A 23,208-nucleotide genomic window follows, 5' to 3' on the forward strand; every position below is an offset into this window, starting at 1 on the left:
AACACCCCTATAAGCTCAGAAGAAATATCGTGATAGCAACAATTAGTAGAGAATCACTTGCAGATCACGTCCTATCTGGCACGAAAATGAAAATCACGGGTGTGTTGGCATGTCGGAGAAGCGTGGCGTATTGGGATGCCTTCCGCTATAAGGCTGGGCTTTGAACGCTAGGGACACAATAAAATAGGATAAAATGCATGAATCATGACCGGTCCGTTCAACTGCCTTTCGATGAATTATTTGAAGCAGCCAGTAAATTACCAAAAATGCGGCTGGGTACGAAAAGCACTAAAGCCGAGGTGCCGCTTGACACGCAGTTTCTAGCAGATCGAGACGGGATCGTTGTCAATACACCGGTTATGGGAACTTTGATTTATTGTACCTCACCCTGGCGCGCCAATATTGGTGTAGATTCATACAGACTTAGTGAACTTTGCAAAACATTGAAAAAATTAGGTGCTTCGGGAAAGCAAGTTGCTATCGGCATAACCGACCGTAAGTTTTGGCTAAAATTTAACGGAACGCGCCTTGAAATTCAGACTTTGTTTCGGAATGAAGACGCCGCGCACTTTTGGCCGAGCGACCTGTGATCTAACCCCCAGCTAATGACAGGAATTCGGGTCTTAGATTAGCCTCACGCTGCCCGTATTTTTAATCGTGAATCTCTTGGCTAATTCATTGGGCGTGATTTTGCTCGCCACTTCCATTGCTGAACACCGGAACCAGGCGTCCGAGATAAGGATCCAGCGTGACAAACAATGGGGTCGGCGCTCGAAGTCGGACTTTCCGTAATTCACGTCTCCTACAGTGAGTTTGCGCCGGAGAATTTTAACGAGAAAATTGCCACTGCTGCAGGCCGGTTCGAGGAACCGGAAGTCAATGCAGTCCGCCGTCTCTTTCACGAGTTCCAGCATCGCGCCCATCAGCCAAGCTGGCGTGATGACTTCTGGGTAGTCAGCGACGCGTTTTTTGATTTTATCAGGCCAATCTGTGGCAAGTCATCGAATAGCTTTCTAGTTCAACCGTTAGTTCGTAGCGACCGAGCGAGATGTGCAAGTGTACCTGACGACGAGCGCTGCCTGATGATCGCAGGTCATCTCGTATACTTTTGTGACAAAGGCCCGATAAGGCGGAGACCTTACATATAGATGTAAGACCATGTTACAGAAATCTTGGCTGATTAGCGGTGAATCGGCGGATTTATAACGATTTCACGGAGCACTATTTTCAATCGATGGCAATCGGACTTCTTAGCTAGCGACCAGCGGTTCAGAAAATAAGGACTACTATGACCATCAGTTCATTTATTCATTTCTATGACGCTCGTGCAGCTTTTGATGCGCTTTGACAGTTTTTTTGAATGTCTCAGATAGCTTCCTTAAACCTTCAGTCATAAGATTTTGAAAAATTTACCTGTCCGCTACAGGGCATTGTGGAACTACCCCCCCCCCTGGCAATAATAAAAACCCCCTCGGGGATGTCAGGGCTAAAAAGAATTATTTGTCCTACAATTTTATTGGATCAAGCTGGCAACTTTTCCGTTCCTGCCAGGTTGCATCTGCCATGCTATTCCCTCAACCGATTGGCAGAAAGCTGGTGTCTACCAATTTCTAAGGTGACTGAACTGGACCGCTGTGCTTCCACGGTGCTTCCACTTTGTAGCTCTGTGGAAGCACGTATCAATAATTTTCTGCTTAACTCATTGAAAATAATGGCGCGCCCGAAAGGATTCGAACCTCTGACCCTCAGATTCGTAGTCTGATGCTCTATCCAGCTGAGCTACGGGCGCGCAATGTCCGGAGGACGTGCTGGCGGCTTTAGCCGCAAGCAGGGTGTGTGTAGCCGCTCTTTTGCCAAAAGGCAACTGCAAAAACACGTAAATTGCCGGAATTTCCTCCGAGCAAAATATCGTCATACTTTGTCCGTTAGGCGTTCCGGCGCGGGGCTGGCAGCGGCGGAGCGGGCAGAATGATCCGGAAACATGCGCCTTGCAAGCTGTCCTGCAACATGATCCTGCCGCCATGGGCCTGCAGCAGTTCGGCGGCGATGGGCAATCCCAGTCCCGAGCCGCCAGCCTTGTCAGAGCCATGAAAGGGCTCAAAAAGACCTTCGCGCCGCTCCGGGGCAATGCCCGGTCCGTTGTCGCAAATCTCGATCCAGACGTGCTGATCCTGCTCTCCGGCGCGTATGCCGATCATGCTGCCGTGAGCGCCCGGCGAGGGCATGGCCCGCAGGGCCTCGGCGGCATTGCGCAGCAGGTTGAGCAGAATGCGGGCCAGTTGTTCGGGGTCTGCATAGACCCGCAGATTTGCCGGAATATCGGTGGCGATTGTGAGTGCATCGCGTCCGGCCAGACCGGAGGTTTCAATGACATCGGTGACCGCGTCCGATAAAATCAGGAATTCCGGTTGCGGCTGCCGTTCGCTGCTGCGTCCGTAATCCAGCGTCGATTGACAGAACGCTAGCGCGCGGTCTAGCGCGGCAATGAGGCGTGCGCCGGTCTTTTGCGCTTGCGGGTCTGTGAGCAGGCCCAGCCGGTCTGAGAATAATTGCGCGGAAGCCAGCATGTTGCGAAGGTCATGGTTGATCTTGGCGACCGCCAGACCAAGCGCCGCCAGATGTTTCTTGTTCTTCAATTCTTGGAACAGCGCCGTCTGCATATGCTGAAGCGCGATTTCGGCTTGCCCGATCTCGTGTCCCGCGCCCGATGCCGCCATGATGCGCGTTGCATCCTCGGGCTCCTCGGCAAAGCGCATCAGATTATTGGTGAGGCGGCGCACCGGCCTCAGCACCATCGTGCGCAGCGCCAGACCCGCCGCCAGAGCCACCAGACCGGAAATCAGCACCGAGATGCCCAGAAATGTCCGGGCTGCCGCGCGCATGGCTTTTTGCAGCGGCGCTTCATCGATAACAATTTCAATAAAATCGCCGCCCATCGGCGCTGGCCCTTTGACGTTGAGAAGACGGTTTTTGCCCGCAAACAGCGTTCTTGCCGCATCGATGACCGGATTGATCCAGGAAGGGTCCTGCATATCGATTGTCTCGTCGACCATCACCGGCATGTCGGAGACGGCCAGCAGCCGTTTGGCGCCATGCATTTTGATGGCGATGGTTTTGCTGCCGACGGAATCAAGAATATTCATCGCCAGCTGGCGCGGGATCATGTCCGAGGGGCTTGCTGCAAAAACCAGCGCTGCAGTATGGGCCGCGGCGAGGCGGTCATTAAGCCAGCTCAGCCGGAAATTGGTCATGGCCGGCACGAAGATGATGATTTCCGTCAGGATGAGGGTCGCGACGAGAAGAAGGCTGACGCGTGCGCTCAATCCCGGAGATTTCATGAGGCGGAGTCCGGAGAAGAGAAAAATAAAATATCAGCCACGAAAGACCTGCAGACAAAACCCGCGCTATGAATATCATCATTCTAGCCCGATGCGGCCGCGCCAGACAATGCCAATTCGGCTGCTACTTTCTGCGCCCGGCTTCGATGAGCCGCTGATAGGCATTGCACATGCGCGCCAGAGAATAGCGTTCCTTCAGGCTTTTGGCGCGGCGGCGCAGATGATTCTGCAAATCCTGATCCGCGAGGATGCGGGCAACGCCGCCACCAAACTCCTGTTCGTCCGCAGCATGCACAAACAGGGCGCATTCGCCCTGCGCCGTGGCGAGAACTTCTCGCAGTACCGCAAGATCATTGGCCACCACCGGCAGGCCGGCCTGCGCGGCCTCGACCGCAGCCAGACCAAATGTCTCCGCCAGACTTGGAAAGACAAACACATCAAGCGCTGCCAGAAAGACACCCACCTGCTGCGGCGGAAGTTCACCGACAAAATGCAGGCGGTCCGCGACATCAAGACTGCGGGCAAGGCGCACCAGCGTCTCCTTTTCGCCGCCCTGTCCGCAAAGAGCCAGATGCCAGCTTTCGTCGTGCCGCAGCAGGCGTACGGCCGCGTCAAGGTTTTTCAGCGGATGCAGGCGCGCAACGCAGCCAAGCAGAATAACCGACGGATCAAGGCCGAGACGCGCCCGCGCGGCGCTTTTGGCCAGCGCGATGCTCTTGTCCTCGAAGCCGTGGTCGATCCGCATCAGCCTTCGCCTGTAGGCCGCCGGTTGTCCGGCGCATGCGTTCTCGGTGCTGGCGGAATTGACGACAATCTGGTCGTAAATGCCGCTTACGCCACAGAGCATATCAAGCATCTGCACGGGCCTGCTGATCAGCTCCGGTGCTGTATTGATATTGGCGATGACATGCCGCACGCCCGCCAGCCGCGCAAAGACCGCGCCGATCACATTGCCGTAATGCTGGAACGTCAGCACCGTATCCGGGCGGATCCGGCGCATCAGCCTGAATAAATTCCACAAGAACCGTGCCATCTGTACCAGATTCCGCGGGCGGGCCTGTGCACAGAATACGCTGTTTGGCGCATCGTCGAATGAATTTGTCCGCCGGAAAAAGAAAAGCTGATGAATATCCGCGCCGCTTGAGGTAAATTCTTGAAATATAAGCCGGGAAATTTCCTGCGCGCCGCCAAGCTCAGCCTGTGTCTGCACAAGAAGAATGCGGCAACTTTCCTGCTTTTTATTGTCATGAACCATGACTTCATGATTCATGACAGCGTTTAACAAAGACTGAAGGCTGCTTTATATTAAAGCGTAGCTTTATCCGGCATCCGGCTCTATTTCGCCGGGATCGATCTCATAATGGGTCGAGCAGAATTCACAGGTGACGCCGATTTTGCCGTCCTCGCCGCGCATGTCGGCCTGTTCCTGTGCGTCAAACCGGCTGAGCATTGTCAGAATGCCCTGTCGCGAGCAGCGGCAGGCGTGCCGCAGGCGCAGCGCCCCGAACACGGTTGCTCCCCGCTCGTGAAACAGGCGGTAGAGCAGATCTTCCGGTGTAAGGGTCGGATCGACCAGTTCGTGATCTTCGATGGTGCCCACAAGAGCCCGCGCCTCGGTCCAGGCATCGTCTTCCGCAATATCCGGAATCTCGGTTCCTTCGGGCGCGTCGCCGGGATGCAGATCGGCCGGACGGCGTTCCGACGATTGCGGCATGAACTGCACCATCAGGCCGCCGGCGCGCCAGCGGCTGCCCTGCGTGGTCATGTCCTCGGCGACCGCGAGGCGGATTTGCGTTGGAATCTGCTCGGACTGGTCAAAATAATGATGCGCGGCAGCCTCGAATCCTTCCCCGTTCAGCACGACAACGCCCTGATAGCGCGACATGTCCGCGCCCTGATCGATGGTGAGCGCCAGATGCCCCTTGCCGATGAGAGCCGCGGTGCTGGCGCTTGCGTCGAGCCTGTCTGCCTCGAAACGGGCATAGGCGCGCAATTTATCGGGCGAGTCAAAATCCACCACGATCATGCTTATCGCGCCGTCAGTCTTGGTCTGGAGCTGGAAACGTCCGTCAATTTTAAGGGCTGAGCCAAGCAGGCCGGTCAGCGCGAGCGCTTCGCCCAGCGCGCGGCACACCGCCGGCGGGTAGCCATGCTTGGCAACGATCTCATCGAATGCCGCGCCAAGACGCGCCACGCGGCCGCGCACATCCAGCGGCTCCACCGTGAAGGGCAGCACAAGATCGTCATGCTCGCCCGTCATGTCCACCGCCTGGGTCATGCCAGGGCCCCAAGACACCAGGCCAGAATGCCTTTTTGCGCATGCAGGCGATTTTCCGCCTCATCGAAGACAACGGAATTCGCGCCATCCATGACGGCGTCGGTCACTTCTTCGCCGCGATGGGCTGGCAGACAGTGCATGAAGATCGCGTCCGGCTTGGCGTAGCTCATCAGCCGTTCGTTGACCTGATAGGGCTTGAGCAGGTTGTGGCGGAACCGCTCCTCCTCCTCGTCGCCCATGGAAACCCAGCAATCGGTGACGACGGCATCGGCGCCGCGCGCTGCTTCCAGCGGGTCTTCCGTCAGATTGAGGCGCGTATCATGGGCCTTGGCCCAGTCGGCCACCGCCTTGGGCAGGCGAAAAGCCGAAGGCGCCGCTATATTCAGCGTGAAATCGAAGCGCTGGGCCGCGTGAATCCAGCTGGTGAGCACATTGTTGATGTCGCCCGTCCAGGCGATGGTGCGCCCGGCGATCGGCCCGCGATGCTCCTCGAAGGTCAGCACGTCAGCCATGATCTGGCAGGGATGGCTGCGCTTGGTCAGGCCGTTGATCACCGGCACACTGGCGTGGGCGGCGAGTTCCTGCATGGCTTCGTGGTCGAGAATGCGGATCATGATCGCATCGACGAAACGCGAGAGCACCCGCGCCGTATCGGCGATGGTTTCGCCGCGGCCAAGCTGCATTTCCGTTCCGGTGAGCATGAGGGTTTCGCCGCCCAGTTCGCGCATACCCACATCGAAGGAAACGCGCGTGCGGGTGGATGGCTTGTCGAACACCATGGCCAGCGTCTTGCCGGTTAGCGGCTTTTCGGCAGCAACTTCGCCTTTGCGTCTTTTGGCCTTGATGCGAGCAGCCTCAGCGAGGATGCGCCGCAGCTCCTCGCCGCTATGTTCCGTCAGGTCGATGAAATGCCGTGGTGCATGTGGCGCTTTGGTCATGCCTTGTCCTTACGCTTTATGTTCGAGGGCGGCGCAGGCGGCATCCAGCCGCCGGAAAGCCTCGGAAATATCCTGCTCGGTGATGATGAGCGGCGGCAGCAGACGCACGACATTATCCCCCGCCGGAATGACGAGAATGTGCTGGTCGCGCGCGGCGGCCACGAAATCCGTATTCGGCACGACGGTCCTGAGGCCCAGCATCAGGCCCTCGCCCCGAATTTCCCCGATGACGCCGGGGTGGCGGTCCTTCAGTTCGGCAAGCCGCTGGCGCAGCAGCAGGCCAAGTTCGGCCACATGCTCGATGAAGCCCGGCTCCAGCACCACGTCGAGCACGGCATTGCCGACCGCCATGGCCAGCGGATTGCCGCCGAAAGTGGTGCCATGCACGCCTGCCGTCATGCCGCGTCCCGCCTCGAATGTGGACAGGCATGCGCCCATGGGAAAACCGCCGCCGATGCCCTTGGCCACGGCCATGATGTCCGGTTCGACACCGGCCAGTTCATGCGCGAAAAAGCGGCCCGTACGGCCGACGCCGGTCTGGACTTCATCGAAGATCAGCAGCAGGCCGTGTTCGTCGCACAGCGAGCGCAGGGCGCGCAGGAATTGCGTCGGCACCACGCGCACGCCGCCCTCGCCCTGAATGGGCTCGATGAGAATTGCCGCGGTTTGCGGGCCGATCATTGCGCGCAGCGCATCGATGTCCCCGAACGGCACCTGATCGAAGCCGGCGACCTTGGGGCCGAAGCCATCGATATATTTCTGCTGGCCCCCGGCAGCAATGGTTGCCAGCGTGCGTCCGTGAAAGGCGCCCTCGAAGGTGATGATATGGAATTTCTCGGGGTGCCCTTGGCTTGCGTGATATTTGCGCGCCATCTTGATGGCGCATTCCAGAGCTTCGGCGCCCGAATTGGTGAAAAACACCTGATCGGCGAAGGTTGCGTCAACCAGCCGCTGCGCCAGACGCTCGCCTTCAGGAATCTGGAACAGGTTGGACACATGCCAGAGCTTGGCGGCCTGCTGCTGCAGCGCTGCCACGAGATGCGGATGTGCATGGCCCAGTGCGTTGACGGCGATGCCGCCGCCGAAATCGAGATATCGCTCGCCGTTCTGCGCATACAGCCAGACGCCTTCACCATGCCCGAACGAAAGAGGGGCGCGCGCAAAAGTCGGTAAAAGGGGTGAAGACACGGGGGTCAAACTCCTTGAGTGAGGCCTGAACGGGCGGGATCAAAATCAAAGGGCCGCTCTCATGCAAGAGCGGCACCACATTTTCTATTTAATATCTTGACTCGGTTTGGTCAAATAAAAGAACGAACAGAGAATCACTGAAATGGGCTGGGGAAAACGAGTCTGCAGCCCATAAACACGGGCGCGGACTCTTGCGCGGGATTCAACGAATGGTGTATTTAAAAAATCGTTAACCACGACATATCGTGTTCCAGGCTTCTCAAACTGCTTGCTGCGCCAGGCATCCGCGGGCTTTGTCTTCGGATGGTGCGGGAGGATTCTGAATATTGGACCGCGACCATTGTTTTAAGGAAATTGACATGTCCTGGACAGACGAGCGCGTTGAATTATTGAAAAAACTATGGCTCGACGGACACAGCGCCAGCCAGATCGCCGCCGAACTCGGCCATGCCATCACGCGCAATGCCGTGATCGGCAAAGTGCATCGTCTCGGCCTTTCCGGGCGTGACAAGGTCTCGATCACGCCGGTTGCCCGTAACCGCAGTCCTGCAAAGCCGGTTGAACGCAGCCATGCCGCGCGCACTGTCACGCATGTGCGCGGCAATACGGCGATGGTGATGCAGGTCGCTGCCGATGCCGAGCCGGAAGTACGGGAGCGCCCCGCTTCTGAAGTGGTGATTCCGATATCCGAGCGCGTCACCATCATGGAACTGCGCGAATCCATGTGCCGTTGGCCGCTGGGCGACCCGTCCACACCGGAATTCCGCTTCTGCGGAACACGCTCCGGTCCCGGCGAGACCTATTGCGGGCCGCATGCCCGCATCGCCTATCAGCCAAGCCACGATCGCCGCCGCGCGCAGCAGAAAGTGGCAAAGTCAGCCTGAAACGATAAAAGGCCCCTTGTTCGGGGCCTTTTTTCTGGGTGGCGTGCTTTGCATCCGGGCAGCGTGTGAGCGGTGTTAATGCTTGCCGAATGTCTCGTCGAAGGCATAGCCCGCGCCGCGCACCGTACGGATGGGGTCCCGCTCCCGCCCGCGCGACAAGGCCTTGCGCAACCGGCCCACATGCACATCCACCGTGCGTTCGTCAATTTCAACGGAAATGCCCCAGACGCCATCCAGCAATTGCGCCCGCGAGAAGACGCGGCCCGGACGTTCCATCATGAATTCGAGCAGGCGGAACTCTGTTGGCCCGAGATGAATGTCGCGCATATTGCGTGTGACGCGGTGGGTTTCGCGATCCAGTTCGAGATCTCCGGCCCTCAGGCGCGCGGCCACGCGCTCCGGCTTGGCGCGGCGCAGCAGGGCGCGCACCCGGGCCATAAGTTCGGGCACCGAAAACGGCTTGACCACATAATCGTCCGCGCCCACCGAGAGGCCGCGCACACGTTCGCCTTCGTCGCCCCGCGCGGTGAGCATGATGACCGGCAGGGTCTTGGTGGCCTCGCGCGCCCGCAGCCGGCGGCAGATTTCAAGCCCGGAGACGCCGGGCAGCATCCAGTCGAGAATAACGAGATCAGGCGGGGATTCGGCCAGCTTCAGTTCGGCTTCGTCGCCCCGCTCCGCCCGCTCCACCTGATAGCCTTCGGCTTCGAGATTGTAAGCCAGCAGAAGCGACAGAGAAGCTTCGTCTTCGACAATAAGAACGCGCGGCGCGGTCTGGCCGACGGGCTTTGGTCCCGAGGCGGCGCCTTCAAAATTCTGGCGCGCTTTGCTCAAGCTCATCATTTGCCGTTGCTCCCGGTCTGGTCATCCGCCTCAAGGCCGCCGCGCGGGCGCTCCAGCGGCAATGTCTGGCCTGTCACCAGATAGAAAACGGTTTCGGCAATATTGGTGGCATGGTCGCCGATGCGCTCGATGTTCTTGGAGCAGAACAGAAGATGGGTACAGAGCGTGATGTTGCGCGCATCCTCCATCATGAAGGTCAGCAGGTCGCGGAATACGGAATCCTCAAGCGCATCGAGCTCGCTGTCACGCTCCCATACCGATCTGGCCAGCGCGATATCGCGGCGGGCATAGGCATCGAGCACATCCTTCATCATCATGGCGGCGATATCCACCATGTGGCGCACCCCGATGATGGCCCGTGGCAATTGCGGGCGCTGTTCCCTGGCAATTTTCAGCGTGCGTTTGGCCAGGTTCTTGGCGAGGTCGCCGACGCGTTCCAGATCGCCGGAAACACGGATGGCCGCGACGATTTCGCGCAGGTCGACGGCCATGGGCTGGCGGCGCGCGATGGTCAGAACAGCCGCATCCTCGATCTCGCGCTGGAGCATGTCGAGGCGGGTATCGGCGGCGATAACGTCGCGGGCGAGGTCAAGATTGAGCGTGCCCAGCGCTTCCATCGCATCGGTAAGCATTTTTTCGGAAATGCCGCCCATTTCGGCAATCTTGCTGCCGAGGGATTCCAGTTCCTTGTTAAAGGCTGCAACAATATGTTCTGTCATAATCAATCCTCATGTCAGCCGAAGCGACCGGTAATGTAATCCTGTGTGCGGCTGTTGGCCGGTGAGGTGAAAATCCTGGTCGTGATGTCAAATTCGATCAGCGAGCCGAGATACATGAACGCGGTATAATCCGATACGCGCGCGGCCTGCTGCATGTTATGCGTCACGATCGCGATCGTATATTGTTCCTTGAGCTCGTCGATAAGCTCTTCGATCTTCGCCGTCGATATCGGGTCGAGCGCCGAGGCCGGCTCGTCGAGCAGGATGACTTCCGGCCTTACGGCTGTGGTGCGGGCGATGCACAGGCGCTGTTGCTGGCCGCCCGAAAGGCTGAGGCCGCTCGCCCTGAGCTTGTCCTTCACTTCTTCCCAGAGCGCGGCCTTGCGCAGCGCCTCTTCGATGCGCCCGTCGAGCTCGCTTTTCGGCAGCTTTTCGTAAAGATTGATGCCGAAGGCGATATTATCATAGATCGACATCGGAAATGGCGTCGGCTTCTGGAACACCATGCCGATCTTGGCCCGCAGCAGGTTGAGATCCTGATCCTTGCTCAGAATGTTTTCGCCGTCGAGCAGCACCTCTCCTTCGGCGCGCTGATTGGGATAAAGTTCGTAGATGCGGTTGAGAATGCGCAGGAGCGTGGACTTGCCGCAGCCCGAAGGGCCGATGAAAGCCGTCACCTTGTTTTTGTAGAGCGGGAGCGTGATGCCCTTGAGGGCTTCCGTGGCGCCGTAATAGAACTTGATATCCCGGATCGAGACTTTTTCTTCCAGTTGTTCGGGGGTGATGAGGTTCATCCGGATTTCCTTTGGGATGTCAATGTTCTGGCAATGATGCTCAGCAGCAGGATAGCGGCCGTGATCAGCAGAGCGCCCGTCCAGGCCAGTTGCTGCCACTCCTTGTAAGGTGACATGGCGAACTGGAAAATGGTGGAAGGCAGGCTGGCCATGGGCGCGTTGAGATCGGTGCTCCAGAACTGGTTGTTGAGCGCGGTGAACAGCAGCGGCGCCGTCTCTCCCGATATGCGGGCAATGGCCAGCAGCACGCCGGTGAGGATTCCGGCGCGCACCGCCCGGTAAGCAACCTGCGATATCACTAGCCAGCGCGGCATGCCGAGCGCGGTCGCCGCCTCGCGCAGGTGCGGCGGCACCAGATTGAGCATGTTTTCGGTTGTGCGAACCACAACCGGAATCACCAGAATGGCAAGGGATGCCGCACCGGCGATGCCCGAGAAATGACCCATCGGCCGCACAAGAATCTGGTAAATGAACAGGCCGACAACGATCGAGGGCGCGCTGAGCAGAATATCGTTGACGAAGCGGATGACGAAGGTCGCCTTTGAATATTTACCATATTCAGCCATGTAGGTGCCCGCCAGAATGCCGATGGGCGTGCCCACCGCCACGCCGATCGCGCTCATGACGACACTGCCGAAAATTGCGTTGGCAAGACCGCCGTTGGAGCCGGGCGGCGGAGTCATCTGGGTGAAGACGCTCAGGGAAAGCCCGGGCGCGCCCTCGACGATCAGTGCGAACAGAATCAGCGCCAGCGCGCCGAGGCCGACGGCCGTTGCGGCATAGCACAGCGCCATGATCAGCTTATTGCGCCATTTGCGCAGGCGATAAGGTGTCATTTTACTTCCCCGCCTTGCGATTGAGCTGGAACAGCAGCAGCTGGGCGGCGGCCAGAACGATGAACGTGATCAGAAACAGGATCAGGCCGAGTGCGACCAGCGACGATGTGTAAAGGTCGCCGGTGGCTTCCTGAAATTCGTTGGCGATTGTCGCCGAGATCGTCGTGCCCGGCGCCAGCAGCGAGGCGGTGAGCTTATGGGCATTGCCGATGACGAAAGTAACGGCCATGGTCTCGCCGAGCGCGCGGCCAAGACCGAGCATGATGCCGCCGATAACCCCGACCCGGGTGAAGGGCCAGACAATATTGGCTGCCACTTCCGCGGTGGTGCAGCCGATGCCGTAGGCGGCCTCCTTGAGCACGGGCGGCACGGTCTCGAAGACGTCGCGCATAACCGAGGTGATGAAAGGCAGGATCATCACGGCAAGAATCAGGCCGGCTGTCAGCATGCCGATGCCATAGGGCGGGCCGGCAAACAGGCTGGACAGGACGGGCACGGGCTTGAACAGCTTGATGAGGAAGGGCTGAACCTGCGTCTGCAGGAAGGGCACGAGAACGAACAGACCCCAGATGCCGTAGATGATCGACGGAATGCCTGCCAGCAGCTCGATGGCGATGCCGAGCGGGCGCCGGAGCATGGCCGGGCAGAGTTCGGTCAGGAATATGGCGATGCCGGTGCTGAGCGGCACGGCGATGGCCAGAGCCAGAAACGATGTGATCAGCGTGCCGCCGATAGCTGCAAGCGCGCCGAATTTCTCGGTGACGGGATTCCAGGTCTGATTGAAGAGAAAGCCGAAGCCGAAATGTCCGAGAGCGGGCGCCGCGCCGATCGCCAGCGAGACGATCACACCACCAAGCAGGATGAGAACACCAAAGGCGGACGCCATGGTGGCGTTGTGGAACAGAAGGTCGCCGATCCGGAAGCGGCTGAGGGCGGAACGTCTGGCCGCCTGAGATAGCGGGCTGGCTTCGCGGTGCAGGATTAGGCTGTCGCTCATATGCGCTCTTTTAAAACACGGGAAAGACCCGCGGATGCACAGCACCCGCGGGCCGGATTATTACTTGGAGAACAGTGGTTTGCCGTCGGCGCCCTTGATCTCGTCCGTCCAGGTCTTTTCGATCTGCGTGATCACCGAGGCGGGCATCGGCACGTAGTCGAGCTCATCAGCGGCCTTCGTGCCCTTGGTGTAACCCCAGTCGAAGAACTTCAGGGCCTCGCGGCTTGCAGCCTCGTCGCTCGGCTTTGCATGCATCAGGATGAAGGTGGCGCCGGCGATCGGCCAGGACTTGTCGCCCGGCTCGTTGGTCATGACGACATAATAATGATCGGCCTTGGCCCAGTCAGCCGAAGCAGCGGCGGCCTGGAAGGCGGCGGCGTCACCGGCGACGGCCTTGCCGGCCTGATTGATCATCTCGACCGAGGTCATCTTGTTCTGCTTGACATAGGCATATTCGACATAGCCGATTGCGCCCTTGGTCTGCTTGACATTGTTGGCGACGCCTTCGTTGCCCTTGGCGCCGACGCCCACCGGCCATTCGACCGAGGTGTTCACGCCAACCTTGTCCTTCCACTCAGCGTCAACCTTCGAGAGGTAGTCGGTGAAGATGAAGGTGGTGCCCGAACCGTCGGCGCGGTGCACGACCACGATGTCCTGATCAGGCAGCTTGACGGACGGATTGAGCTTGGCGATGGCCGCGTCGTTCCACTTGGTGATCTTGCCCATATAGATGCTGGCCAGCGTGGTGCCGTCGAGCTTCAGCTCATTGGCATTGATACCGTCAAGGTTGACGGTCGGGATCACGCCGCCGATGACTGTCGGGAACTGGACAAGGCCCGCAGCCTTGATCTCATCCGGCTTCAGCGGCATGTCGGATGCGCCGAAGGTCACGGTATTGGCCTTGATCTGCTTGATGCCGCCGCCGGAACCGATGGACTGGTAGTTCAGGCCATTGCCGGTCTCTTTCTTGTAGAGGTCAGCCCATTTGGCGTAGATCGGATAGCCGAAGGTGGAGCCGGCGCCGGAAATATCCATCGCGAAGGCGGTCTGGACAGTGCCGGCAACAATGACGGCAGCCAGAGCTGCGCGGGAAACGGAAATCTTCATAAAGTGCCTCTTTCGTTCGTTAAGGCGTGTGCGGATTGCGCGCCCTCGGCACGCAACGGGAGTCCTATAGGCTTTCGATCACGATAATATGAAAATTTGATCTCAGTATTATGACAGTCTATTGCAATGTTTTCATTGCTGAAAATCAAATTATATCAGCGGAAAGGCCACGGTGAAGCAAGTGCCCTGACCGATCGTGCTTTCCACGTTCATCCGGCCTCTGTGCCGGGCGACGATATGCTTGACGATGGCAAGGCCAAGGCCCGTCCCGCCTTTGGCGCGGCTCTGTCCGTCATCGACGCGGTAGAAGCGCTCCGTCAGACGCGGGAGGTGTTCCGCCGCAATGCCGGGGCCATGATCGCGGATGCTGAGCACCGCCTCATTCTCCTGCCGGAGCAGGTTGATCTCGATCTGGTTGAGCTTGCCCTGCTCGTCCCAGACGCCATATTTGATTGCATTTTCGATAAGGTTTTCGCATACGCGGGCCAGTTCATCGTGGTCGCCCGCAATCACCATGCCCGTATCGATCGCGCGCAGCACTTCGACGCCGTTTTCTTTGGCCAGAGGCAGCAGCGTCTCGACGATATGCTGGACGATCAGGCTGAGATCGACGGGATTTTCCGGCCGCAGATGCGCCTTCTGCTCGATTCGCGAGAGCGAGAGCAGGTCATCGACCAGCCGCGACATGCGGCGTCCCTGATCGCGCATGATTTCGAGAAACTTGCCGCGCGCCTTTGCGTCGTCCTTTGCCGGGCCCTGCAGCGTTTCGACAAATCCCAGGATCGAGGCCAGCGGCGTGCGCAGCTCGTGGCTGGCATTGGCGACGAAATTGACGCGCATCTGCTCAAGCCGCCGCGCTTCCGTCATGTCCGTGAGCGCCAGCACCGCAGCCGAGGCGATCTGCCCCGGCACATCGAGCGGCGTGATCGTGACATCGAAAACCCGTTCCACCGGCACACGCTCATGCAGCAGCGTGTTTTCTCCCCGCTTGTTCGTCAGGACGCGGGCCACGGCATAAAGCACATCGGGCGCACGCAGGGTCAGGATCAGCGGTTCGTTGAGGCGCAGGCCGGGCAATATTTTACGCACTGCGCTGTTGGCGGCGACGATGCGCACATTCTGGTCGACGATCAGCACCGGATGGGGCAGGGCCTCCAGCAGCGCGGCTGCAAAGCTTGTGGTCGGGGAGGTCCGGTTTCTGTCAGCCATCGGTTATCCGCCTATTCGTCCGCTTCTTCCATGGCGGAGCGTAGGGCCTGCCAGCGACGCATGATTTCGCTCGCGCCGAGCAGGGCCAGCGCCAGAATGAAGGGGGCGACATAATAGATCACGCGGAACATCAGCAACGAGGCAAGGATCGCCGAAGTCGAGGCATTGGGAATGACCTTGAGCATCGTGGCCTCAAAAATCCCGATGCCGCCCGGCGCATTGCTGGCAATGCCGAGCATGACCGCAAAGACATAGAGCGCCGCATAGGTGATGAAGGCGAGCCCGTGGCCTTCAGGCAGCAGCACATAGAGGGTTGCCGCGCCCGCGCAGACATCGATGACGCCGAGCATCATCTGCCCCAGCGTCACGGACAGCCCCGGCAGCTCAAGGCGAAACCTGTGCCAGCGGATGCGCCGACGCCGCCGGCCGACATAGACGAGATAGGCGCTGATCACGCCCAATATGGCGAGGCCGATCAGAATATTGACGTCCACCTTGAAATAATTGAGATCGGCGATGGCGCCCGCCTCGAGAATCATGCCCACGCCGAGCACCGTTCCCATGCCGAGCCAGAAGGTGATGCCGGCGATCACGGTCAGGCTGGCCACCTTGCCCGCAGACAAGCCGGCCCGCGCATAGGTCCAGAACCGCACCGCCCCGCCCGTGACAATGGGAAAGCCCAGCGTGAACGAGATCGCATAGGATGTGAAGGAACCCAGCGCGGTGACGCTCAGCGGAATTTTCGCGCGCAGATGGCGCAGGGCCAGCGCGTCATAGCCGGTCAGTGCCGCATAGGAGAGCGCGGTAAAACCGCCGGCCATGAGAAATTGCTCGAGACGTGTCGCATCGAAGGCGGCGCGCAGTTCGGCCACATCAATGGCCCGCAGTGTGCGCGCCAGAATGAGCACCGCGACGAAGATCAGCGCGGCCGAAGCACTCAGGCCGATGGCGCGCCACAGACGAGGATGGGTTCCGGTGTCAAAGTCGGTTTCCGTCGCCTCCGCCGTTTTTTTGTCCTCCATCTTCCGCGTCTGCCTCTGTTTCAGAACATATAGTCAATAGGCAGGTAATATGACAGCCGCAAGGCATCACATCCGCGCTTTCCAACTATTTTACGCGGTTCGCTCAGCGCAGGTTTATCCATTTTCCGCTTTGCTGAGATTCGGCAAAGCCGTGAATGACGCGTTCGATCTCATAGCCAGCCGAAAAATCCGGCCAGGCCGTGCCCTTGCCCTCGATCGCCCGGATGAGTTCGGCGCATTCTATGATCTTGAGATCGTTGAAGCCGAGGCCGTGGCCGGGGGCCGGGCAGAACTGGCCATAGGGTGCATGGGCCGGACCTGTGAGGATGCGCTTGAAACCCTGCAGGGATTTCACGTCGTCCGCCGCGATCCTGCGCGAGAAAAGCTGCAATTCGTTCATCTGTTCCTGCTGGAACAGGATCGTGCCCTCCGTGCCATGAACCTCGAAGCCCAGCCAGTTCTTGCGGCCCCAGACCGCGCGGCTGGCGAGCAGGGCGCCGCTGGCACCATTGGCGAAGCGCACCAGTCCGTTGGCAACATCCTCGTTCTCGACGGTTCCGGTCTTGCCGGGCGCATCGGGCATCGGGCGTTCACGGTGTACGATATCCGTATCGGCGATAATGCGCTCTATCGGCCCGCACACCATGCTGGCCAGCGAAACGAGATGGCACATCAGGTCTCCCAGCACGCCGAGCCCGGCATCCTTGAGCGTTGCGCGCCATGACCAGGGAATTTCGGCCGCGGCCAGATAATCCTCGTCGACCCAGCCGCGGAAATGAAAGACCCGGCCGATCGCGCCGCTCTCGATCAGGGCTTTTGCATGGGCAATGGCGGGATTGCGGGTATAATTATAGCCCAGCATGGTTACCTTGCCGCTGGCTTTTGCGGCATCGCGCATGGCGCGCGCTTCATCCAGCGTCAGCGCCATCGGCTTTTCACACCAGACATGTTTGCCGGCCTTCAGCGCCGCCAGCGCCATTTCGTGGTGCATTCCGTTCGGCGTGGTGATGGAGACGACATCGATTGCCGGATCATTGACAAGCGCGCGCCAATCCGTTGTCCAGCCGGCAAAGCCATATTCGCCGGCGCGCCGGCCGGTCAGCGCTTCGTCGGCATCGCAGAGCAGGCGGAGCTCCGGCTGTGCGACATCGCCGAAGACGGCTTTGACGGCGTTCCATGCCAGTGCATGGGATTTGCCCATGAAGCCTGTTCCGATCAATCCGACACGTAATTTTTGCATGGGTTTCCTCATTGTCTGGGCGCGCTGCGCGCCCGCTTCACGAAATTTGCAGCGATTGAAACATAATTTCAAAAAAGAATATACATTCTGAATTGACTATGGAATAGAATTTTTGTTCTATATGCGGGCGGCCTGCTTCCGGAGTGGGTTCCGCTTTTGAATTCAATTCAGCCCGATCAGGATTTTCTCAGCCATGGCACAAGACCTCCCGCAGAAACTTAAAGGTAAAATCGCTGTCGTCACCGGCGGCACACAAGGCCTGGGCGAGGCTATCGCGCGTCACTTTGCCGCCAGCGGCGCAGCGGGGCTGGTGATTTGCGGACGCAAGGCCGATGCCGGCAAGGCGGTCGCGGATTCGATCAGCGCTTCGGGCTGCAAAACATTGTTCGTGCAGGCCGATCTTGCCAAGGTCGCCGATTGCCGCGCCGTGATCGCTGCGGCAAAGAACAATTTTGGCCGGGTCGACGTGCTGGTCAATGCTGCGGGCCTGACCGACCGCGGCAATATTTTCGATACGACCGAAGAGCGGTTCAACGAGATTTTCGATGTCAACGTGCGCGGGCCTTTCTTCCTCATACAGGAAGCGGTCAAGATCATGGCAGCCCAGAAAATCCACGGCTCCATCGTCAATATCCAGTCCATGTCGGCGCATGGCGGCCAGCCGTTCATTACGGCCTATTGCGCCTCCAAGGGCGCATTGGCGACACTGACCAAGAATGTGGCCCATTCGCTGGTGCGCTACCGCATCCGCGTCAATGGCCTCAATATCGGCTGGATGTCGACGCCCGGCGAGGACCGCATCATGAAAACCTATCATGGCGCGCAGGACGGCTGGCTGGAAGAGGCCGTCAAGGCCAAGCCCTTTGGCCGCCTGATCGACCCGAACGAAGTGGCCCGCGCCTGCGCCTATCTGGCCAGCGATGAATCCGGCCTGATGACCGGCGCCAATATCGATTTCGACCAGAACGTGATGGGCGCGGGCGACGCCCCGCTCGATCCCGCTGCCTGAGCCAGATTCCGCCTCGGCTGGCGGAGGATACGACAAGCGAAGGAATGGCAGGACGCCATTCCTTCCGGTTTTTTGAGAGGACATGCCATGAGTGCACCTGCTTCCAACGCCCCCCTGCTTGATGTCATCACCATCGGCCGCTCCAGTGTCGACCTTTACGGCGCGCAGGTGGGCGGGCGGCTGGAGGATATGGCCAGCTTTTCCAAGGCGGTGGGCGGCTGTCCGACCAATATTGCCATCGGCACCGCGCGGCTTGGCCTGAAATCCGGCCTGATCACCCGTGTGGGCGATGAGCACATGGGCCGGTTCATTATCGAGCAATGCGGCCGCGAAGGCGTCGATGTGCGCGGCATCAAAATCGATAAAGAGCGGCTGACCGCACTCGTGCTGCTTGGTATCCGCGATGAGAAAACCTTTCCGCTGATTTTCTACCGCGACAATTGCGCCGATCTTGCGCTCTCGGTTGAGGATATCGACGAGGCCTATATCGCTTCAGCTAAGGCCATTGTCGTCACGGGGACGCATTTTGCCAAGGAAAACGCTGCTGCGGCGCAGCGGCTCGCCATAACTTACGCCAAAAAGCATGGCCGCAAGGTTCTCTTCGATGTCGATTACCGGCCCAATCTCTGGGGTCTGGCGGGGCACGGCGCGGGCGAGGAGCGCTATGTCAGATCCGAGAATGTCACGGCCCATCTCCAGACCATCCTGAAGGATTGCGATCTGATCGTCGGCACCGAGGAAGAACTGATGATTGCCGGCGGCGTCGAGGAGCCGCTTGAAGCCATCCGTGTCATCCGCTCCCTTTCCGATGCCACCATTGTGTGCAAGCGCGGGCCGATGGGCTGCGTGGTGTTCGACGGCCCCATTCCTGCCGATATCGAGGATGGCATCAAGGGGCCGGGCTTTCCGGTCGAGGTCTATAATGTGCTGGGCGCGGGCGATGCCTTCATGTCCGGCTTCCTGCGCGGCTACCTGCGCGACGAGCCGATCGAGCGCTGCTGCGCCTATGCCAATGCAGGCGGGGCCTTCGCCGTTTCACGCCTGCTCTGCTCGGTGGAATATCTCACCGAAACCGAATTGTTTTATTTTCTGGAGCATGGCAGCCCGCTGCGGGCCCTGCGCAAGGACGCGAAGCTCAACCATATTCACTGGGCCACCACCCGCAACGACAAGACCGCGCTGGCGCGCGCCGTCACCCATGCGCCGCATCTCATGGCGCTGGCCATCGACCACCGCGTCCAGCTTGAAAAAATTGCCGACGATCTCAATGTGTCGCGCGATAAAATCCCGCATCTCAAGCGGCTGGCTGTAGAAGCTGCCGCAACGGTCATGCGCCGGCATCCCGAATTGCCGAAAGGCACCTTCGGCATGCTGATCGACGGAACCTATGGCCGCGAGGCTTTGTTTCGCGCCGCCGATCGTGATTTCTGGATCGGGCGTCCGGTCGAAGACCCCGGTTCGCGTCCGCTCGATTTCGAGGGCGGCGGCTCGCTTGCAGCCAAGCTCAACGAATGGCCGCTGATCCACACGATCAAATGCCTGTGTTTCTATCATCCCGACGATCCGGCAGAGCTGCGCGCCCGGCAGGATCGTGAATTGCTGCGGCTCTATGATGCCGCCCGCATGGGCGGGCGCGAACTGCTGGTCGAGATCATTGCCGGCAAGCACGGGCCGGTGAACGACACGACAATTTCCCGCGTGGTGACGCATCTCTACAGCCTCGGCATCAAGCCGGACTGGTGGAAGCTGGAGCCGCAGACAACGCTGAACGCATGGTCGAATATTGCCGGCGTGATTGCGCGGGAGGATGAATTCTGCCGCGGCATTGTCATGCTGGGGCTGGAAGCTCCGGAGGCCGAACTCGCCAGCGCGTTCAGGCTGGCGGCAAAATGTCCGATGGTGAAGGGCTTTGCCGTTGGCCGCACCATATTTGTCGATCCGGCGCAGAACTGGCTGGTGGGCAGGATATCCGACGCCGAAGCCGTCACACAAATGGCCAAGAGCTTCGCCACATTGGTAGATGCGTGGCTCCTGGCCAAAAAAGAGGCTTGAAACATGAAAACAATCCGTTTGACTGCGGCGCAGGCGCTTGTCCGCTTCCTCAGCGTGCAGATGACAGAAATCGACGGCAAGGACGTTCCGATCTTTGCCGGTGTCTGGGCTATTTTCGGCCATGGCAATGTTGCGGGACTTGGCGAGGCCCTCTACGCGACGCGGGATGAACTGCCAACCTACCGTGCTCATAACGAGCAGGGCATGGCCCATGCGGCCGTGGCCTTTGCCAAAGCATCGCGCCGCCGCCGGATGATGGCCTGCACCACCTCCATCGGCCCCGGCGCCGTGAACATGGTGACTGCGGCAGCAGTGGCGCATGTCAACCGCCTGCCCGTGCTGCTGATTCCGGGCGATGTCTTTGCCAATCGCGCGCCTGATCCGGTGTTGCAGCAGGTCGAGGATTTCGGTGACGGCACTATCTCGGCCAATGATTGTTTCAAGCCCGTTTCACGCTATTTCGACCGTATCACCCGGCCCGAGCAGATCATTCCGGCGCTCAACCGCGCGATGAGCGTACTCACCGATCCGGCCGAATGCGGTCCGGTGACGCTGGCCTTCTGTCAGGACGTGCAGGCTGAGGCCTATGATTATCCCGAGAGCTTTTTCGAGCGCCGCGTGCACCGCCAGCGCCGGCAGGCCCCCGATACGCATGAACTGGCCGAGGCTGCGGAACTGCTGAAATCGGCGCAGCGCCCCCTCATCGTCGCGGGCGGCGGCGTGCTTTATTCCGAGGCCGAGTCGCAATTGCTGGCCTTTGCCGAGCGCCATGGCATTCCCGTGGCCGAGACGCAGGCCGGAAAATCCGTCATGCCGCAAGGCTCGCCGCTGGCTCTGGGCGCGCTGGGCGTCACCGGTACGGCAGCGGCCAATGTTCTGGCCGAACAGGCGGATGTGATTCTGGCTGTCGGCACCCGCCTCGCCGATTTCACCACCGGCTCATGGGGCCTATTCAAGGGCGAGGAGCGTCAGATCATCGGCCTCAACGTGCAACCTTTCGACGCCTCGAAACATCGCGCCCTGCCGCTGGTCTCTGATGTGCGCGCTGGCCTTGCGGCGCTCAATGCCGCGCTTTCTGGCTGGAGCGCGCCCGCCGGCTGGAGCCGGCTGGCGGCTGAGGAAAAGGCCAGATGGCTTGAGGTTGCCGCCACCTATACGGCGGCCACCAACGCCGAACTGCCCTCGGATGCACAGGTCATCGGCGCGGTGCAGCGCAATGCGCTGCCGAGCGATGTGGTGGTGGGCGCGGCAGGCGGCCTGCCGGGCGAGATGCACAAACTCTGGCAGCCCGGCGCGCCGGGCGGCTATCATTTCGAATATGGCTTCTCGACCATGGGCTACGAGATTGCGGGTGCTCTGGGCGTGAAAATGGCCGATCCCTCGCGCGAGGTCATCTGCATGGTTGGCGATGGCTCGTATATGATGATGAATTCCGAACTGGCCACTGCGGTGATGATGGATATGAAAATCATCCTCATCCTGCCCGACAACAGAGGCTTTGGCTGTATCAACCGCCTGCAGGCGGGCACGGGCGGCGCGCCGTTCAACAACCTGCTCAAGGATTCCTATCAGGTTGTGACGCCGCACATCGATTTTGCCGGACATGCCCGGGCCCTGGGCGCCGATGCGGTCAAGGTCTCGTCCATCGCCGATCTGGAGGCAGCCTTTAAAGCCGCCCGGGCTGCCAGAACTTCGCAGGTGATCGTGATCGACACCGACCCCCGGCTCTCCACTGACGCTGGCGGGCATTGGTGGGACGTCGCCGTGCCCGAAGTCTCGACCCGTGAAACCGTCAACAAGGCCCGCGCCAATTATGAGCAGGCCCGCACCCAGCAGCATATTGGAGACTGAGATGATCCGTATCGGAGCCAATCCCATCGGTTGGTCAAATGACGATCTGCAGGAGATCGGCGGCGACACGCCGCTTGAAACCTGTCTGGCAGAAGCGCGCGAGGCCGGCTTTGTCGGCATGGAGCTTGGAAACAAGTTCCCGCGCGAGGGTGCGGCGCTCAAGGCAAAGCTTGCCGACTTCGGCATGTCCTTCATCGGCGGCTGGTATTCGACCGAATTGCTGGTGCGCTCGCCCGAGGAGGAATTTGCCGCCTCTGCAGCGCATCGTGCGCTCTCGAAAGGTGCGGGCACCAACATCATCATTCTTGCTGAAACATCGAACGCCATTCACGGTGACCGCGCGAAGCCGCTTTCGCAGCGCCCGCACTGCACGGACTGGGCCAGTTTTGGCCAGAAGATGACCCGCTTTGCCGATATGCTCGTGGCCGAGGGCTTTGTGCCCTGCTACCATCACCATATGGGCACAGTGGTGCAGAGCCGCGAGGATATTGCCGCCTTCATGGAAAATACCGGCGAGAGCGTCAATCTGCTGCTGGATACCGGCCATCTGACGTGGGGCGGCTGCGATCCGGCCGAAGTGGCGCGAGCCTACAGAAGCCGCATCAGGCATGTTCATTGCAAGGATGTCCGCCTGAACATCAAGGCCAAGGCCGAGGCCGGCGACTGGAGTTTTCTTGATTCCATCCTCGGCATGGGGGACGAGATCGGCATCTATACGGTGCCGGGCGACGGCAGCATCGATTATGTCAGCGTGTTCCGGGAGTTGAAGGGCTATTCCGGCTGGGTGGTCGTCGAGGCCGAACAGGACCCGAAAAAGGCGCATCCGCTGACCTATGCCAAATTGGGCGTCGCCAATCTCAGGCGTTTTCTGAGCGAGGCCGGATTGGTTTGAGATAAGATGCT

Annotated in this window: 20 protein-coding genes and 1 tRNA gene; 6 read left to right on the plus strand and 15 right to left on the minus strand. The window is 59.8% G+C overall.

The window, feature by feature from the left end:
• Positions 1-197 precede the first annotated feature (197 nt).
• On the plus strand, positions 198-590 hold the full coding sequence (locus AC0N03_RS05210) for a hypothetical protein (RefSeq protein WP_474287511.1): 393 nt from the start codon (positions 198-200) through the stop codon (positions 588-590).
• A 1,122-nt stretch (positions 591-1,712) separates the two neighbouring features.
• On the opposite strand, the gene AC0N03_RS05215 is transcribed toward AC0N03_RS05210, so the two are convergent.
• From AC0N03_RS05215 to AC0N03_RS05240, 6 genes are all read right to left on the minus strand, one after another.
• A tRNA-Arg gene (locus AC0N03_RS05215) sits at positions 1,713-1,789 on the minus strand.
• A 136-nt stretch (positions 1,790-1,925) separates the two neighbouring features.
• The gene (locus tag AC0N03_RS05220; protein WP_474287512.1) at positions 1,926-3,338 is read right to left on the minus strand and encodes a sensor histidine kinase; all 1,413 of its coding nucleotides are present in this window, start codon (positions 3,336-3,338) and stop codon (positions 1,926-1,928) included.
• Positions 3,339-3,462: 124 nt separating this feature from the next.
• Positions 3,463-4,371 (minus strand): glycosyltransferase family 4 protein, encoded by a 909-nt coding sequence (locus AC0N03_RS05225; RefSeq protein ID WP_474287513.1) that lies wholly within the window; start codon positions 4,369-4,371, stop codon positions 3,463-3,465.
• 285 nt (positions 4,372-4,656) lie between these two features.
• Positions 4,657-5,616 carry an Hsp33 family molecular chaperone gene (locus AC0N03_RS05230; protein ID WP_474287514.1) on the minus strand — a complete coding sequence of 320 codons (960 nt, stop codon included), beginning with the start codon at positions 5,614-5,616 and terminating at the stop codon, positions 4,657-4,659.
• Positions 5,613-6,554 (minus strand): ornithine carbamoyltransferase, encoded by a 942-nt coding sequence (gene argF / locus AC0N03_RS05235; RefSeq protein WP_474287515.1) that lies wholly within the window; start codon positions 6,552-6,554, stop codon positions 5,613-5,615. The genes AC0N03_RS05230 and argF overlap by 4 nt, the downstream gene beginning before the upstream one ends.
• A gap of 9 nt (positions 6,555-6,563) precedes the next feature.
• Positions 6,564-7,742, minus strand: coding sequence for an acetylornithine transaminase (locus tag AC0N03_RS05240; protein ID WP_474287516.1), 1,179 nt, complete (start codon positions 7,740-7,742; stop codon positions 6,564-6,566).
• Positions 7,743-8,101: 359 nt separating this feature from the next.
• Here AC0N03_RS05240 and AC0N03_RS05245 point away from each other — a divergent pair, with 359 nt between their 5' ends.
• Entirely contained in the window at positions 8,102-8,626 is a 525-nt protein-coding gene (locus AC0N03_RS05245; RefSeq protein WP_474287517.1) for a GcrA family cell cycle regulator, read from the plus strand.
• 75 nt (positions 8,627-8,701) lie between these two features.
• Here AC0N03_RS05245 and phoB read toward each other — a convergent pair whose 3' ends face one another.
• The 9 genes from phoB to AC0N03_RS05290 all read right to left on the minus strand — a co-directional run bounded on the left by phoB (position 8,702) and on the right by AC0N03_RS05290 (position 17,393).
• Complete coding sequence (gene phoB / locus AC0N03_RS05250) at positions 8,702-9,466, minus strand: phosphate regulon transcriptional regulator PhoB (protein WP_474287710.1); 765 nt, start codon at positions 9,464-9,466, stop codon at positions 8,702-8,704.
• A complete protein-coding gene (gene phoU, locus AC0N03_RS05255) occupies positions 9,466-10,188 on the minus strand; it encodes a phosphate signaling complex protein PhoU (protein ID WP_474287518.1) in 723 nt (240 codons plus the stop codon). Before phoU ends, phoB begins: the two co-directional genes overlap by 1 nt.
• A 14-nt stretch (positions 10,189-10,202) precedes the next feature.
• Entirely contained in the window at positions 10,203-10,982 is a 780-nt protein-coding gene (gene pstB / locus AC0N03_RS05260; RefSeq protein WP_474287519.1) for a phosphate ABC transporter ATP-binding protein PstB, read from the minus strand.
• Positions 10,979-11,818: a phosphate ABC transporter permease PstA gene (gene pstA / locus AC0N03_RS05265; protein ID WP_474287520.1), complete on the minus strand. Its 840-nt coding sequence runs from the start codon at positions 11,816-11,818 to the stop codon at positions 10,979-10,981. The genes pstB and pstA overlap by 4 nt, the downstream gene beginning before the upstream one ends.
• A gap of 1 nt (position 11,819) precedes the next feature.
• Positions 11,820-12,815: a phosphate ABC transporter permease subunit PstC gene (gene pstC, locus AC0N03_RS05270; RefSeq protein WP_474287521.1), complete on the minus strand. Its 996-nt coding sequence runs from the start codon at positions 12,813-12,815 to the stop codon at positions 11,820-11,822.
• Positions 12,816-12,875: 60 nt separating this feature from the next.
• Complete coding sequence (pstS, locus tag AC0N03_RS05275; RefSeq protein WP_474287711.1) at positions 12,876-13,916, minus strand: phosphate ABC transporter substrate-binding protein PstS; 1,041 nt, start codon at positions 13,914-13,916, stop codon at positions 12,876-12,878.
• Between the two features lie 156 nt (positions 13,917-14,072).
• Positions 14,073-15,131: an ATP-binding protein gene (locus AC0N03_RS05280; RefSeq protein WP_474287522.1), complete on the minus strand. Its 1,059-nt coding sequence runs from the start codon at positions 15,129-15,131 to the stop codon at positions 14,073-14,075.
• 11 nt (positions 15,132-15,142) lie between these two features.
• Positions 15,143-16,153 (minus strand): lysylphosphatidylglycerol synthase transmembrane domain-containing protein, encoded by a 1,011-nt coding sequence (locus AC0N03_RS05285; protein WP_474287523.1) that lies wholly within the window; start codon positions 16,151-16,153, stop codon positions 15,143-15,145.
• Positions 16,154-16,256: 103 nt separating this feature from the next.
• Complete coding sequence (locus AC0N03_RS05290) at positions 16,257-17,393, minus strand: Gfo/Idh/MocA family protein (RefSeq protein ID WP_474287524.1); 1,137 nt, start codon at positions 17,391-17,393, stop codon at positions 16,257-16,259.
• A 193-nt stretch (positions 17,394-17,586) separates the two neighbouring features.
• Here AC0N03_RS05290 and AC0N03_RS05295 point away from each other — a divergent pair, with 193 nt between their 5' ends.
• The 4 genes from AC0N03_RS05295 (at position 17,587) to iolE (ending at position 23,197) form a co-directional block, all read left to right on the plus strand.
• Positions 17,587-18,402: an SDR family oxidoreductase gene (locus tag AC0N03_RS05295; protein WP_474287525.1), complete on the plus strand. Its 816-nt coding sequence runs from the start codon at positions 17,587-17,589 to the stop codon at positions 18,400-18,402.
• Between the two features lie 87 nt (positions 18,403-18,489).
• Positions 18,490-20,454 carry a bifunctional 5-dehydro-2-deoxygluconokinase/5-dehydro-2-deoxyphosphogluconate aldolase gene (locus AC0N03_RS05300; RefSeq protein WP_474287527.1) on the plus strand — a complete coding sequence of 655 codons (1,965 nt, stop codon included), beginning with the start codon at positions 18,490-18,492 and terminating at the stop codon, positions 20,452-20,454.
• A gap of 3 nt (positions 20,455-20,457) precedes the next feature.
• On the plus strand, positions 20,458-22,305 hold the full coding sequence (gene iolD / locus AC0N03_RS05305; protein ID WP_474287528.1) for a 3D-(3,5/4)-trihydroxycyclohexane-1,2-dione acylhydrolase (decyclizing): 1,848 nt from the start codon (positions 20,458-20,460) through the stop codon (positions 22,303-22,305).
• Between the two features lies 1 nt (position 22,306).
• On the plus strand, positions 22,307-23,197 hold the full coding sequence (iolE, locus tag AC0N03_RS05310) for a myo-inosose-2 dehydratase (protein WP_474287529.1): 891 nt from the start codon (positions 22,307-22,309) through the stop codon (positions 23,195-23,197).
• Positions 23,198-23,208: the final 11 nt, after the last annotated feature.

It is taken from the genome of Methylocystis sp. sgz306128, assembly GCF_056032725.1.